Annotated in this window: 11 protein-coding genes; all 11 read right to left on the minus strand. The window is 60.1% G+C overall.

All coding sequences use genetic code 11. The features are described 5' to 3' along the window. Positions 1-66: 66 nt before the first annotated feature. Positions 67-1,299, minus strand: coding sequence for a multifunctional CCA addition/repair protein (locus BM026_RS03395; RefSeq protein WP_093527332.1), 1,233 nt, complete (start codon positions 1,297-1,299; stop codon positions 67-69). A gap of 63 nt (positions 1,300-1,362) precedes the next feature. Further along, a complete protein-coding gene (locus tag BM026_RS03400) occupies positions 1,363-2,928 on the minus strand; it encodes a SpoVR family protein (protein WP_092242300.1) in 1,566 nt (521 codons plus the stop codon). Beyond that, positions 2,925-4,196 carry a YeaH/YhbH family protein gene (locus tag BM026_RS03405; protein WP_017138057.1) on the minus strand — a complete coding sequence of 424 codons (1,272 nt, stop codon included), beginning with the start codon at positions 4,194-4,196 and terminating at the stop codon, positions 2,925-2,927. The genes BM026_RS03400 and BM026_RS03405 overlap by 4 nt, the downstream gene beginning before the upstream one ends. 113 nt (positions 4,197-4,309) lie before the next feature. Beyond that, entirely contained in the window at positions 4,310-6,232 is a 1,923-nt protein-coding gene (locus BM026_RS03410; RefSeq protein WP_071490239.1) for a PrkA family serine protein kinase, read from the minus strand. Positions 6,233-6,517: 285 nt separating this feature from the next. After that, positions 6,518-6,847 carry a thiosulfate sulfurtransferase GlpE gene (gene glpE, locus BM026_RS03415; protein WP_092242303.1) on the minus strand — a complete coding sequence of 110 codons (330 nt, stop codon included), beginning with the start codon at positions 6,845-6,847 and terminating at the stop codon, positions 6,518-6,520. Between the two features lie 9 nt (positions 6,848-6,856). Continuing rightward, complete coding sequence (locus BM026_RS03420) at positions 6,857-7,708, minus strand: symmetrical bis(5'-nucleosyl)-tetraphosphatase (RefSeq protein WP_093527334.1); 852 nt, start codon at positions 7,706-7,708, stop codon at positions 6,857-6,859. Beyond that, the gene (apaG, locus tag BM026_RS03425; protein WP_010206973.1) at positions 7,708-8,088 is read right to left on the minus strand and encodes a Co2+/Mg2+ efflux protein ApaG; all 381 of its coding nucleotides are present in this window, start codon (positions 8,086-8,088) and stop codon (positions 7,708-7,710) included. The genes BM026_RS03420 and apaG overlap by 1 nt, the downstream gene beginning before the upstream one ends. Positions 8,089-8,188: 100 nt before the next feature. Beyond that, a complete protein-coding gene (rsmA, locus tag BM026_RS03430; RefSeq protein ID WP_071490236.1) occupies positions 8,189-9,001 on the minus strand; it encodes a 16S rRNA (adenine(1518)-N(6)/adenine(1519)-N(6))-dimethyltransferase RsmA in 813 nt (270 codons plus the stop codon). Next, entirely contained in the window at positions 8,998-9,987 is a 990-nt protein-coding gene (gene pdxA, locus BM026_RS03435) for a 4-hydroxythreonine-4-phosphate dehydrogenase PdxA (RefSeq protein WP_093527336.1), read from the minus strand. Before pdxA ends, rsmA begins: the two co-directional genes overlap by 4 nt. Further along, positions 9,984-11,321, minus strand: a complete 1,338-nt coding sequence (locus BM026_RS03440) for a peptidylprolyl isomerase (protein WP_092242312.1) — start codon at positions 11,319-11,321, stop codon at positions 9,984-9,986. The genes pdxA and BM026_RS03440 overlap by 4 nt, the downstream gene beginning before the upstream one ends. After that, positions 11,296-14,109: an LPS-assembly protein LptD gene (locus BM026_RS03445; protein WP_093514174.1), complete on the minus strand. Its 2,814-nt coding sequence runs from the start codon at positions 14,107-14,109 to the stop codon at positions 11,296-11,298. Before BM026_RS03445 ends, BM026_RS03440 begins: the two co-directional genes overlap by 26 nt. Between the last annotated feature and the right edge of the window lie 3 nt (positions 14,110-14,112).

A 14,112-nucleotide genomic window follows, 5' to 3' on the forward strand; every position in this document is an offset into this window, starting at 1 on the left:
GGCTTGCTCGCGAAAAACCGGAGAGCGCTGCGTTATCGTTGACGTTCTTCGCGAGCAAGCTCACTCCTAAATGAGGGCGTGTTGTTCCTTGTAGGTTTTTAGTGCCTTGAGCCGTTCGCGCTTGAGCGCCTCACCCAGCTCCGGGCCTTTGAAGCCTTTCTCCAGCAAGGGGGCCACCGCAACCTCGCGAGCTGCTTTTGCCGCTCCGCGCAAATAATCCGCCTGTGGATAACTTCTTTGCTCCAGGCCCTTGCGGCCTCGGGCGTCCATCTCGCAGGCGACCACGAACTCTTCAAAGCGCTGTGGCCGCCGGTACACGTCGAAGCTTTGCAGCAACTCCAGCAATGTCGAGGCCTTCAGCTCCAGAGCGCGATGGCCGTGGGTGTGATATTGGCCCACCAGCAGTGCTAATTCCTGGCAATCCCTCGGCACCTTGAAGCGTTCGTTGACCGCCTTGATCAGCTTCAAGCCCCGGTGTTCGTGGGCGATGTGCTGCGGCAACTTATCCACAGGCGTCGTACCCTTGCCCAGGTCGTGGAGCAGGCAGGCCCAGCGCACAGTCAGTGGCTGTTGATGCAAGGCGGCTTGTTCTAGCACGCTGAGGGTGTGCACGCCGGTGTCGATTTCCGGGTGATGGGCTTCGGGTTGTGGCACGCCGAACAGTGCATCGACTTCGGGCATCAAGGTTTTCAGGGCCTGGCAGTCACGCAGCACCTGAATAAACACCTGAGGTTGATCTTCCATCAGCGCCCGGGAGATTTCTTTCCAGCTGCGCTCCGGCGTCAGGGCTTCCAGTTCGCCGGATTCGCTGAGTTGGCGCATCAGCTCCAGTGTTTCCGGCGCGACGGTGAACCCCAGGGGCGCATAACGTGCAGCAAATCGTGCCACTCGCAGTACGCGCAGGGGGTCTTCGGCGAACGCCGGGGAAACGTGGCGCAGAATGCGCTCTTGAAGATCGCGTTGGCCGTGATAAGGGTCGATCAAGTTACCGTCATCGTCTTGCGCCATGGCGTTGATGGTCAGGTCGCGACGGATCAGGTCTTCTTCCAGCGTCACTTCGGGGCTCGCGTGAAACACAAAGCCGCCGTAACCCCGGCCACTCTTGCGTTCGGTGCGGGCGAGGGCGTACTCGTCGCCGTTCGTTGGATCGAGGAACACTGGGAAGTCTGCGCCCACCGGCTTATAGCCCTTGGCGAGCATCTCTTCGGCAGTCGCGCCCACCACGACGCGGTCAATATCGGTGACCGGGATGCCCAAGAGGCGATCCCGTACCGCACCGCCGACTTTATAGGTTTTCATGAAAAAGCCTCCGTTAGCGGCACAGGATACCGCCTGTGCCTGACCAATGGAGGCTTTGCTGTTTCAGAGATGAACGACAGCCAGGTCCAGGCGACCGTAGTCGTTGTCGTTGTGATCGCTGCGCGGTGGCACATGGTGGGTCTTCATCACCTGATCGCCTTGCAGGGTTTCCAGGTGAATATCGAAGCCCCACAGCCGATGCAGATGCTTGAGTACTTCCTCGGTGGATTCCCCCAAAGGTTTGCGATCGTGCTGCTGGTGCCGCAGGGTCAGCGAGCGGTCGCCGCGCACGTCGATACTGTAGATCTGCACGTTGGGCTCGCGGTTGCCCAGGTTGTACTGCGCCGCCAGGGTTTCACGGATGGTGCGATAGCCAGGCTCATCGTGGATGGCCGGCACCACCAGGTCATCCTTGAGGTCGTCGTCGAGGATGCTGAACAGCTTGAGGTCGCGGATCACCTGAGGTGACAGGTACTGCAGGATAAAACTCTCGTCCTTGAAGCTGCTCATGGCGAACTTGATGGTGGAGAGCCAGTCGCTGCCGGCGATTTCCGGGAACCAGCGGCGGTCTTCTTCGGTGGGGTGCTCGCACATGCGGCGGATATCGCGGTACATCGCAAAGCCCAGCGCATAAGGGTTGATGCCATTGTAGTAAGGGCTGTCGAAGCCGGGTTGGAAGACCACGCTGGTGTGGGAGGTGAGGAATTCCATCATGAAGCCGTCGGTGACCAGGCCTTCGTCGTACAGGTCATTCATCAGTGTGTAGTGCCAGAACGTGGCCCAGCCTTCGTTCATCACCTGGGTCTGGCGCTGTGGATAAAAATACTGCGCGATCTTGCGCACAATACGCACGATTTCCCGCTGCCAGGGCTCCAGCAACGGCGCGTGTTTTTCCAGGAAGTACAGGATGTTTTCCTGAGGTTCGGCGGGGAAGCGTACATTATCCTTGTCGCTGTTTTTTCCTGTCTTTTTGGGAATGGTGCGCCACAGGTCATTGATCTGCTTCTGCAGGTGTTCTTCGCGCTCCTTCTGGCGCAGGCGTTCTTCCTCGGCGGAAATCGGGTAGGGGCGCTTGTAGCGGTCGACACCGTAGTTCATCAGCGCGTGGCAGGAGTCGAGCAGGTCCTCTACCGCATCGATGCCGTGGCGCTCCTCGCACTGCATGATGTACTGCTTGGCAAACACCAGGTAATCGATGATCGAACTGGCGTCGGTCCAGGTGCGGAACAGGTAGTTGCCCTTGAAGAAGCTGTTATGCCCGTAGCAGGCGTGGGCCACCACCAGTGCCTGCATGCAGATGGTGTTTTCTTCCATCAGGTAGGCGATGCACGGGTCGGAGTTGATCACGATCTCGTAGGCCAGGCCCATCTGGCCGCGGGTGTAGGACTTTTCGGTGCTGAGGAAGTGCTTGCCGTAGGACCAATGGTGATAGCCCAGCGGCATGCCCACCGAGGCGTAGGCATCCATCATCTGTTCGGCGGTAATCACTTCGATCTGGTTGGGGTAGGTGTCCAGGGCATACCCCGCGGCGATACGGCTGATTTCCCGGTCATATGCCTGGATCAGTTCGAAGGTCCACTCTGACCCCGTGGAGATGGGTTGGCGTTTTTGCTCTTTTTTGGCGGTCATGTCACTAACCTGCGCTGGAAGAGTTCACGGAAGACCGGGTAGATATCGCCGGCCGAGACCAGTTGCTGCTGGGCGAACGTGTCGGCGAAGGCTTCGCCGATGCGCTCGTATTCGAACCACAGCGCCTGATGCTCACGGGGGGTAATTTCGACATACGTGTAGTACTGCACGAACGGCATGATCTGGTTGATCAGGATGTCGCGGCAGATGGGCGAATCGTCGTTCCAGTTGTCACCGTCCGAGGCTTGCGCGGCGTAGATGTTCCACTCATTGGCCGGGTAGCGCTCGGCCATGATCTCCTGCATCAGCTTCAAGGCGCTGGAGACGATGGTGCCGCCGGTTTCCCGTGAGTAAAAGAACTCCTCTTCGTCGACTTCCCGGGCGCTGGTGTGATGGCGGATAAATACCACGTCGATCTTGTCGTAGTTCCGCTTGAGGAACAGATACAGCAGGATGAAGAAGCGCTTGGCGATGTCCTTGGTGGCCTGGGTCATGGAGCCGGACACGTCCATCAGGCAGAACATCACGGCCTTGGAGCTGGGGTTGGGTTGCTTGACCAGCAGGTTGTATTTCAAGTCAAAGGTATCGAGGAACGGCACGCGGTGAATGCGCGCGCTGAGTTTCTCGATTTCTGCTTCTATTTGCTGGATATCGCCGAAGTTGTCCGGTTCTTCACGCTTCAAGCGCGCCAACTCTTCCTTGGCCTCCTTCAGTTTGGCGCGGCTGCTGCCCGACAGTGCGATACGCCGGGCATGGGCCGAGCGCAGGGTGCGGATGATGTTGATGCGCGAGGGGTTGCCCTCGTTGCTGATACCCGCGCGTACGGTCTTGAAGGTGTCGGTACCGGTCAGGTTGCGCTTGACCAGGTTGGGCAGTTCCAGGTCCTCGAACATGAATTCGAGGAATTCTTCCTGGGTGATCTGGAACACGAACTCGTCCATGCCTTCGCCGGAGTTGCCCGCCTTGCCCGGACCTTTGCCGCCGCCACCCCCTTGGGGACGCTGGATATGCTCGCCGGTGGTGAACTCCTTGTTGCCGGGGTGCACGACGGTCTGTTTACCGCCCCGGCCGTGGTGCAGCACCGGTTCGTCAATGTCCCGTCCGGGAATGCTGATTTGTTCGCCATGCTCCATGTCCGTGATGGAGCGGCGACTGACGGCCTCTTCGACGGCCTTTTTGATGTGGTCACGGTAACGCCGCAGGAAACGCTGGCGGTTTACCGTGCTCTTGTTCTTGCCATTGAGGCGTCGGTCGATCACATAGCTCATGGGGAGCCCTCCGGGCAGCTTCACGTTACAAGCTTCAAGCGGCGAGCTGGAAGCTTAGAGACAAGCGGTCGGCTGCCAGGCCAGAAGCCCGGCAGCGCACGCCTGTCGCTGCCTTACTGCGATTTGCGCACCCGCAGGTACCACTCGGACAGCAGCCGTACCTGTTTGTCGGTGTAGCCGCGCTCGACCATTCGTGTGACGAAGTCGTTGTGTTTTTGCTGATCCTCCTTGCTGGCCTTGGCGTTGAAGCTGATGACCGGCAGCAAGTCCTCGGTGTTGGAGAACATTTTCTTCTCGATGACCACCCGCAGCTTCTCGTAGCTGAGCCAGGTCGGGTTCTTGCCATTGTTGTTGGCGCGGGCGCGCAGCACGAAGTTGACGATTTCGTTGCGGAAATCCTTCGGATTGCTGATGCCGGCGGGTTTTTCGATCTTTTCCAGTTCCTCGTTGAGGGCGACGCGGTTGAGGATCTCGCCGGTTTCCGGGTCGCGGTATTCCTGGTCCTGGATCCAGAAGTCGGCGTACAGCACGTAGCGGTCGAAGATGTTCTGGCCGTACTCGCTGTAGGACTCCAGGTACGCAGTCTGGATTTCCTTGCCGATGAACTCGATGTAGCGCGGCGCCAGGTATTCCTTGAGGAAGCGCAGGTAGCGTTCGCGGGTTTCCGCCTGGAATTGCTCCTGTTCGATCTGCTGTTCCAGCACATAGAGCAAGTGCACCGGGTTGGCGGCAATTTCGTGAGGGTCGAAGTTGAAGACCTTGGACAGGATCTTGAACGCAAAGCGCGTCGACAGGCCGTTCATGCCCTCATCCACACCGGCCGTGTCGCGATACTCCTGTATCGACTTGGCCTTGGGGTCGGTGTCCTTGAGGTTTTCGCCGTCGTACACGCGCATCTTCGAGTAAATATTCGAGTTTTCCGGCTCCTTGAGGCGTGACAGCACGGTGAACTGGGCAAGCATCTTCAAGGTGTCGGGTGCGCAATGCGCCTTGGACAGGGAACTGTTGAACAGCAGTTTGTCGTAGATCTTGATTTCATCGCTGACCCGCAGGCAGTAAGGCACCTTGACGATATAGATCCGGTCGATGAAGGCTTCGTTGTTCTTGTTGTTGCGGAAGGTGTGCCACTCCGATTCGTTGGAGTGGGCCAGCAGGATCCCGGTAAACGGAATCGCCCCGAGGCCTTCGGTACTGTTGTAGTTGCCTTCCTGGGTGGCGGTAAGCAGTGGGTGCAGCACCTTGATCGGTGCCTTGAACATCTCCACGAACTCCATCAGGCCCTGGTTGGCCCGGCACAGTGCGCCAGAATAGCTGTAGGCATCGGCGTCGTTCTGCGGGAATTCCTCGAGTTTGCGGATATCGACCTTACCCACGAGGGCCGAGATGTCCTGGTTGTTCTCATCGCCCGGTTCGGTCTTGGCCACGCCGATCTGATTGAGGATGGACGGGTAGAGCTTGACCACGCGGAACTGGCTGATGTCACCGCCGAACTCGGCCAGGCGCTTGGTGGCCCAGGGCGACATGATGGTGTTGAGGTAGCGGCGCGGGATGCCGAAGTCTTCTTCGAGGATCGCGCCATCTTCCGTGGCGTTGAACAGGCCCAGGGGCGACTCGAAGACCGGCGAGCCCTTGATGGCGTAGAAGGGCACCTTCTCGATCAGTTGTTTGAGCTTCTCGGCCAGGGACGACTTGCCGCCGCCGACGGGGCCGAGCAGGTAGAGGATCTGTTTCTTCTCTTCCAGGCCTTGGGCGGCATGGCGGAAGTAGGAGACGATCTGGTCGATGCATTCTTCCATCCCATGGAAGTCTTCAAAGGCCGGGTAGCGACGGATCACCTTGTTGGAGAATATTCGCGACAGCCGCGAATTGTTCGAGGTGTCTATCAGTTGCGGCTCGCCTATCGCCAGCAGCAAACGTTCGGCGGCAGACGCATAGGTGCTGCGATCCTGTTTGCACAGCTCGAGATACTCTTGCAGCGTGAGTTCTTCCTGCTGTGTGGATTCGAAGCGGTTTTTGAAGTGGCTAAAAATACTCATGACGTCGTCACCTCGCTCGATACGTGGAGCCGACGCCGGATCAATCAGTCGATGCTGGCAGACATTGGCAGACGCCAATGGCTGTTTTCCCCCCAGAACACCCTGAAACGCTACCGATGACCCGCACGCCGGTGTACCGGCTCTCCCCTGATTCGGATGGCCTGCGCTTAAGGATAGTTCGGAATCGGAGAGGTCAAGGCGCGATGCGCAATTAGTTTGGCTGCGCCGTTCGTCAGAAACGGCGCAAGCCCAAGCGTCACGCGGGGTAGCGGGGTGTGAAAAAAATTATTGCGAATCGCCCGAGGAAATTTCCGCAGGATAGGTCGTACGCCACAGCTCAAAGCCGCCGTCCAGGCTGTAGACGTCGGAGAAGCCCTGGCTGATCAGGTAGGCCGCCGCGCTCTGGCTGGAGTTGCCGTGGTAGCAGGCCACGATTACCGGTGCGTCAAGGTCTGCGGCGCGGATGAAGTCGGCGATGTTGACGTTGTCCAGATGCCTGGCACCGGTGATGTGCGCGGCGTTGTAGGTCGGCTGGTCGCGGATATCGACCACCACGGCACCTTGCTCGCGCAGGGCCTGGGCTTGTTCGGGAGGGATACGTTTGAATTCGCTCATGGATGGCTCCTAGGGCCTGGCGGTGGCCGGCAATGTAACGGGCGGGGGGGATTCGCACTGGCAGCTATAACGCTCGCCGGTGTCGACGCTCATCAGCGTCATGGCGCCGCCCCACACGCAACCGGTGTCGAGGGCGAATACGCCAGGCTCATCGCACTTGCCTTCAAGTGCAGCCCAGTGACCGAAAATGATCCTGGTGTCACGGGTCTTGCGTTCTTTGTGGGCGAACCAAGGCTTATAGCCGGGAAGCCCGGTGTCGGCGCCTTCCTTGCTCTTGAGATCCAGCTTGCCCTCGGCGGTGCAGAAGCGCATGCGCGTGAAGTAGTTGGTGATGACCCGCAGGCGTGCGACGCCGGTCAGGTCGTTGTCCCACTTCACCGGCTCGTTGCCATACATCCCGTCGAGGTAGGCGGTGTACAGATTGTCATCGGCCAGGGCGCTCTCGACTTCAGCGGCGCACTTGAGTGCTTTCTTCAATGACCATTGGGGCGGGATGCCTGCATGGACCAGGGCCACGTTACGGCCTTCGTCGTAATGCATGATTTTCTGGCGGCGCAACCAGTCGAGCAACGCGGCGCGATCGGGCGCTTCGAGGATTTCCCGCAAGGTATCGCCCTTTTTCAGGCGCTCGATGTTGTTGCCGGCCGCCAGCAGGTGCAGGTCGTGGTTGCCCAATACGCACACCAGGGAATTGCGCAGGCTATATAAGTAGCGCAGCGTCTCCAGGGACTGCGGGCCGCGATTGACCAGGTCACCGACCAACCACAGGCGGTCACTTGCCGGATCGAAGGCTACGCGCTCAAGCAGGCACTTGAGCGGCTTCAGGCAACCTTGCAGGTCGCCGACCGCATACGTCGTCATCAGTGCAGGGCTCCCGGCACGGCAAGACGGAACGGCGCGATGATGGCGTCGAACAGTTGGCCGTCGGTGGCCTTCATTTGATACGAGCCTTGCATGGTGCCGACCTTGGAGGTCATCACCGTGCCGCTGCTGTAGGTGTGGCTGGCGCCGCTGTCGATCAGCGGCTGCTGGCCGACCACGCCTGCGCCGCGCACTTCTTCGACCTGGCCGTCACCGTCGGTGATCACCCAGTGGCGTGACAGCAACTTGGCCGGTACCAGCCCGTTGTTCTTGACCGTGATGGTGTAGGCAAAGGCGAAGCGGTTCTGTTCAGGTTGCGATTGGTCCGCCAGGAAGCGGGTGACGACGCTGACGTCGATCTGGTAGCGAGGATCGGACATGCAAGAGGCCTTAAAAGCAGAGGACAGCAGATGCGGGTCAGTCTAGGCCAAGAGGTGGGCACTAGGCCAGACATGCTGTCTGGCCTATCCCCGGGATGCTCTATTGCGCTGCGGGCGCAGGCTGGATGGCCAACTGGTCGGCCAGGCGTACGAACGCGGCCAGGTCCAGTTGCTCGGGACGCAGGCTGCCATCGACACCGGCAGCTTCGATCTCGGCATTGCTCAGCAAGGCCTTGAGCGTGTTGCGCAGGGTCTTGCGGCGCTGGTTGAACGCTTCGCGTACGACGCGTTCCAGCAGGCGATGGTCCTTGGCCGGGTGCGGCAGTACCGCGTGGGGCACCAGGCGCACAATCGCCGAATCGACCTTCGGCGGCGGGTTGAAGGCACCCGGACCGACGTTGAACAGGTGTTCGACGCGGCAGTGGTACTGAACCATGATCGACAGGCGGCCCCAATCACCACCGCCAGGGCCTGCCGCGAGGCGTTCGACCACTTCCTTTTGCAGCATGAAGTGCATGTCGCGGATGATCCCGGCGTTGTTCAGCAGGTGGAAAATCAGCGGCGTAGAGATGTTATACGGCAGGTTACCCACCACGCGCAGGCTGTTGGGTGCGGCGTTGAGAGTGTTGAAGTCGAACTTCAGCGCATCGCCCTGATGCAGGTTGAAGTTGGGCTTGCCGGCGAACTGCTGGTTGAGAATCGGGATCAGGTCCTTGTCCAACTCCACCACATCCAGTTGGCCGCCGCTGGCCAGCAGGCCTTGGGTCAGAGCGCCCTGGCCCGGGCCGATTTCCAGCAGACGGTCTTCGGGCTTGGCATGGATGGAGCGCAGGATGCGATCGATCACGCCAGCGTCGTGCAGGAAGTTTTGCCCGAAGCGCTTGCGCGCCCGGTGTTGGTAATGCTCAGTCATATACGGGTCTCGGCCATCTGATAGGCGGTTTCCAGGGCCACGTGCAGGCTACCGGTATCGATCCTGCCGCTGCCCGCCAGGTCCAGGGCGGTGCCATGGTCGACGGAGGTGCGGATGATCGGCAGGCCCAATGTCACGTTGACGGCGGCGCCGAAGCCTTTGTATTTAAGCACCGGCAGTCCCTGGTCGTGGTACATCGCCAGCACTGCATCGCAGTGCTCCAGATATTTGGGGGTAAACAGAGTGTCCGCAGGCAGCGGGCCGTGCAGGTCCATGCCTTCTTGGCGCAGACGCTCCAGGGTGGGTTCGATGGTGTCGATTTCTTCGTGGCCCAAGTGGCCGCCTTCACCGGCGTGGGGGTTAAGCCCACAGACCAGGATGCGCGGTTGGGCGATGCCGAATTTCTGTTGCAGGTCGGCGTGCAGGATGCGTGTCACCCGCTCCAGTCGCTCGACGGTGATGGCATCGGCAATGTCGCGCAGTGGCAGGTGCGTGGTCACCAGGGCGACCCGCAGGCCGCGCGTGGCCAGCATCATCACCACTTGCTCAGTGTGGGTCAGTTCGGCAAGGAATTCGGTGTGGCCGGAAAAGGCGATGCCGGATTCGTTGATCACGCCCTTGTGCACGGGGGCGGTGATCATGCCGGCGAAGTCGCCATCGATGCAGCCTTGCCCGGCGCGGGTCAGGGTTTCGAGCACGAACGCTGCGTTGGCCTTGTCCAGTTGCCCGGCGACGACTTTGGCCTGCAGTGGGGTGTCCCACACATACAGGCTGCCGGCGGGGGCGGGCAGGTCCGGCCAGTTGCCCGGCGCCACGTCCAGCAAAGTGACTGCCACACCCAGCTGCGCGGCCCGCTCAAGGAGCAGGTCACGGCTGGTAATGGCGATCAGGGGGTGTGGCTGGGGTTGCGAGGCGAGCAGCAGGCACAGGTCAGGACCAATGCCGGCCGGCTCGCCGGGTGTCACCGCGAAACGCTGGGGTTTCACTGCACTGCCTGGTCGGTGCCTGTCTGGGCGCCTGGTAGCTTGATTTCAACGTAGGCTTCGTCACGGATCTGACGCAGCCAGGTTTGCAGTTCTTCATCGTATTTGCGGTTACGCAGTACGTTCAGCGCTTGTTGCTCGCGGGCCTGGCTGGTGTTGTCGGTGGCGCGACGGCCAAGGACTTCCAGCACATGCCAGCCATATTGGGTCTTGAACGGCTTGGACAACACGCCCTGCGGCGTATCGGCCATCACCTGCTGGAACTCCGGCACCAGGGCTTTCGGGTCGATCCAGTTCAGGTCGCCGCCGTTGAGGGCAGAACCCGGGTCTTCCGAGAAACTCTTGGCCAGGGTGGCGAAGTCTTCACCGCTTTCGATGCGGTCGTAGATCTTCTGGGCCAGTTCCTTGGTTTGCGCTTCGGTGCGGATTTCGCTTGGTTTGACCAGGATATGACGAACATGCACTTCGTCTTTAAGCGAGGTCTCGCCACCGCGACGCTCCAGCAACTTCAGGATGATGAAACCACCTGGGGTGCGGGCTGGTTTGGTGATATCACCCACGGCCATGGCGCTCAGTTCACGGTCGAACGGAGGTGGCAACTGAGCGGCTTTACGCCAGCCCATGTCGCCGCCCTCGAGGGCGTTGTCGCTACCGGATTGGGCAATGGCCATCTGGGCGAAATCAGCACCGGCCTTGAGGCGATCATAGATAGCCTGGGTCTTGGCGGCGGCGGCATTGAGCTGCTCGGAGTTGGCGCTGTCCGGTGTCGGGATCAGGATATTGGCCAGGTGCAGTTCTTCGGAGAGTTGCATCTTGCCGAGGTCCGATGCCAGGAAGTTCTTCACTTCCTGTTCGGATACCTGGACCCGCTCGGCAACACGGCGCTGACGCACACGGCTGATGATCATTTCACGGCGGATCTGGTCACGGGCGTCGTCATACGAAAGGCCATCGTGGGCCAGGGCCGCGCGGAATTGATCGATGCTCATGTTGTTGCGCTGGGCAATGGTGCCGACTGCCTGGTTCAGTTCTTCGTCTGAAATACGGATGCCGGAACGATCGCCGATCTGCAGTTGCAGGTTCTCGACGATCAGGCGTTCCAGTACCTGCTGGTCCAGGACACTGGTCGGCGGCACGCCACCGCCACGCTTGGCGATGGTTTGCTGGACTTCCTTGACGCGCTGGTCCAGTTGGCTCTGCATGATCACGTCGTTATCGACGATGGCCACGACCTTATCCAGTTCTTGAACCGCAGCGTGCACCGATGCGGCACCCAGGAACAGCGCGCCCAGCACTAGCGGGCGCAGACAATCAGAAAGCTTGGTCTTCACGTTCACGATAACCTTCAATGCCTTTGTCGAGGAAGCTCTCTACCTTGGCGCCGGTCAGGCCGCCGAGTCCTTTGAGGACGATCTGGAAGAAGAGCCCGTGGTCACCCTTTTCGTTAAGCGGGGCGATCTGGCTGTATTCGTCGTTGGAAACCCAGTAACGGTTGATGACGCGCAGTTTCCAGCAGCAGTTGTCGTACTCGAAACCACCGAAGGCTTCCAGGGTACGGTTGCGGGCGTAGTCGTACTGCCAGCGAGTGATCAGGTTCCATTGTGGAATGATCGGCCACATCATCGAGAAGTCGTGTTGCTGGATCTTGTAGTAATCCTTCACGAAGTTCGGATCACCTGGCTGCCCGTAGTCACCACCAAACTGCCATTTGCCGGTCAGCTGGTTGTAGACGACCTGGTCATTGCGATAGCGATAACCGACGTTGATGATCTTGTTCGGGTTGTCTTCCGGCTGGTAGTGCAGCATCGCGCTACCGGAACGAGGGCTGTGTTCCTCGGTGTCCCAGTTGTAGTCGGCAGTGGCGCGCCAGTCACGGTTGAAGCGGAACTCGTAGTCCAGGGCAACCGGCGAAACGTCGGACTGTGCGTCGGCACGGTCCGCCGCCAGGATACCTGGAAGTTGAACTTCACGGTCCTTGAAGTACACGGCCTGGCCGACGGATACGCGCTGACGCTCGAAGCCGTTCTCTTCGATCCAGCGGCTGGTCAAGCCCAGGGACAGCTTGTTTTCGTCGCCGATGCGGTCGGTGCCGCTGAAGCGGTTATCGCGGAACAGCGACGCGTAGCTGAACGAGTACTCGCTGGTGTCGAAGACCGGGATATCAGCCTGGTCCTTGTTCGGTACGTACAGGTAGAACGCACGCGGCTCAAGGGTCTGGCGATACTCTTTGCCGAACCAGTTGGTGTTGCGGTCGAAATACAGGCCGCTGTCGACGCTAGCAATCGGAACCGCACGGTCCTGGGAGCTTTTGAACGTACCACCGGCGTACTGGGTACCGTTCCTGGCTGCTGCGGCCTGGTCGGCAATGATCTGGTTCTTGCCGATGTTGTCTAGGTCCAAGTCATACTTGGTGTACACGTACTTGAGCTTCGGCGTGATGAAGCCGTAGGTCCAGTTCATCGGGTATTCGACGGCTGGGGCTACGTTCAGGCGCGTGCCGTTGGCACGGGTCAGGCCGCGGACGTAGGTGTCCAGGCGGGCTTCTGAGTCACCGTTCTCATTGATAAAGTTGCCGTTCTCCAGATCGCGATCGAAACGCACGGCTTCGGTCTCGTAGCTGAAGTTAAGGCCACCTGGATGGTACGGCAGCGTGCCGTTGAAGGTGATCTGCGGCAGGCGGTCATACGGAGTGACCTGGGAAATCGTTGCCAACTGGTAGGCCTGCAGGTTCAAGCGAGCCTGGAAGCTGTCGCCGCGATAAGTCACCGAACCCTGCTGGTTGATGTAGTCGCGGCTCTCGACGCCTTCCTGATAGGACTTGAGGTCCTGGAAGTAGTAAGGATCGCTGATCTTGGTGTAGTCGACCTGGGTCAGTACACGCGAGTCCAGCCCGCCCTTGTGTTGCCAGTTGAGCATGTAGCGGGTTTTTTCGTAATCGGTCTGCTTTTTCCGCTCGTCGCTGTCGTCGTTCAGGTACGCGCCGCCGAACTGGCCTTCGCTGGACTTGGTGAGGTAGCGGAATTCGCCTTCCATCAACAAGCCACGCTTGGTCATGTACTGCGGGTACAACGTGGCGTCGTAGTTCGGCGCCAGGTTGAAGTAGTACGGCGTGACCAAGGTAAAGCCGGTTTCGCTGCCGGTGCTGAAGCTCGGTGGCAGGAAGCCGGACTGACGACGGTCGTCGATCGGGAAATAGATGTAGGGGGTGTACAGGATCGGAATGTTCTTGACCCGCAACGTCGCGTTGGTGGCCGTACCGAAACCGGTGGCCGGGTTCAACGTGATGTTGTTGCCCTTGAGCTGCCAGGCGTTGCTGTCTGGCTCGCAGGTGGTGTACGTACCGTCCTTGAGACGGATGATCGCGTTCTCGGCACGCTTGGCGTACAGCGCGTTACCGCGGATACGCGATTTGTGCATCACATATTCGGCGTTGTCGATCTGGGCGGCGCCAGTGTCCAGTTGGACTTCGGCGTGATCGCCCACGATCAATGCGCCGTTGTCGCGTAAACGAACGTTGCCGTTCAGCTCGCCACGGTTCTCGGCCTGGTACAGGCTGGCTTCCTCGGATTCCAGTTGCATGCTGCCCTGGCGCATGACGACGTCACCGGCCAGGGTTGCCACCTGTTGTTCCTGCTCGTAACGAGAGGCCTTGGCACCGATGAAGGTGGGCGCATCGCTCTTGTTCGTCTTGTCGTTCATGCCAGGACGCGTCGGCTCGATGTACGCACCGCCGCAGTAAGGGCCGGTTTCGGCCAACTGTGCTGCGGTCAGCTTGTCGCGGGGCACCCAGTCCAGGTGGCTGTAGTCGGCGCTGCGCGAACGCAGGCCACGGCCCTTGGCTTCGGTGACCAGAGCGGTCTTGGGCTCGGCCTCGGCGTTGCCGCCAGCATCGGCCTGCGCCGTGCTGTTGGCGGAGCTGACGGCTGCACCGTCATGCACCGGGCGTGGTGGTAGTGGGGTTGCGGCGGTTTTTGGCGCGCAATCCCAGGCACCCGAAGCAGAGACTGAGCAGTCATACTGTTCCGCGGCGACCACGAATGAGGTGGCGAAGGGTTGCAGGGCCAGCAGACTGCCGGTTACCAGCAACGGAAATTTTCTACGAAACGCGGGGGATTTCAATGCCATCTT

Origin of the sequence: Pseudomonas sp. NFPP24, from assembly GCF_900112095.1 — a bacterium.
Lineage (GTDB): Bacteria > Pseudomonadota > Gammaproteobacteria > Pseudomonadales > Pseudomonadaceae > Aquipseudomonas > Aquipseudomonas extremorientalis.

What these genes read in the sequence shown, in the direction of transcription:
- BM026_RS03395 (WP_093527332.1), bottom strand. Translation starts at nt 1,299, where the DNA reads ATGAAAACCTATAAAGTCGGCGGTGCGGTACGGGATCGCCTCTTGGGC.
- BM026_RS03400 (WP_092242300.1), bottom strand. Translation starts at nt 2,928, where the DNA reads ATGACCGCCAAAAAAGAGCAAAAACGCCAACCCATCTCCACGGGGTCA.
- BM026_RS03405 (WP_017138057.1), bottom strand. Translation starts at nt 4,196, where the DNA reads ATGAGCTATGTGATCGACCGACGCCTCAATGGCAAGAACAAGAGCACG.
- BM026_RS03410 (WP_071490239.1), bottom strand. Translation starts at nt 6,232, where the DNA reads ATGAGTATTTTTAGCCACTTCAAAAACCGCTTCGAATCCACACAGCAG.
- glpE (WP_092242303.1), bottom strand. Translation starts at nt 6,847, where the DNA reads ATGAGCGAATTCAAACGTATCCCTCCCGAACAAGCCCAGGCCCTGCGC.
- BM026_RS03420 (WP_093527334.1), bottom strand. Translation starts at nt 7,708, where the DNA reads ATGACGACGTATGCGGTCGGCGACCTGCAAGGTTGCCTGAAGCCGCTC.
- apaG (WP_010206973.1), bottom strand. Translation starts at nt 8,088, where the DNA reads ATGTCCGATCCTCGCTACCAGATCGACGTCAGCGTCGTCACCCGCTTC.
- rsmA (WP_071490236.1), bottom strand. Translation starts at nt 9,001, where the DNA reads ATGACTGAGCATTACCAACACCGGGCGCGCAAGCGCTTCGGGCAAAAC.
- BM026_RS03445 (WP_093514174.1), bottom strand. Translation starts at nt 14,109, where the DNA reads ATGGCATTGAAATCCCCCGCGTTTCGTAGAAAATTTCCGTTGCTGGTA.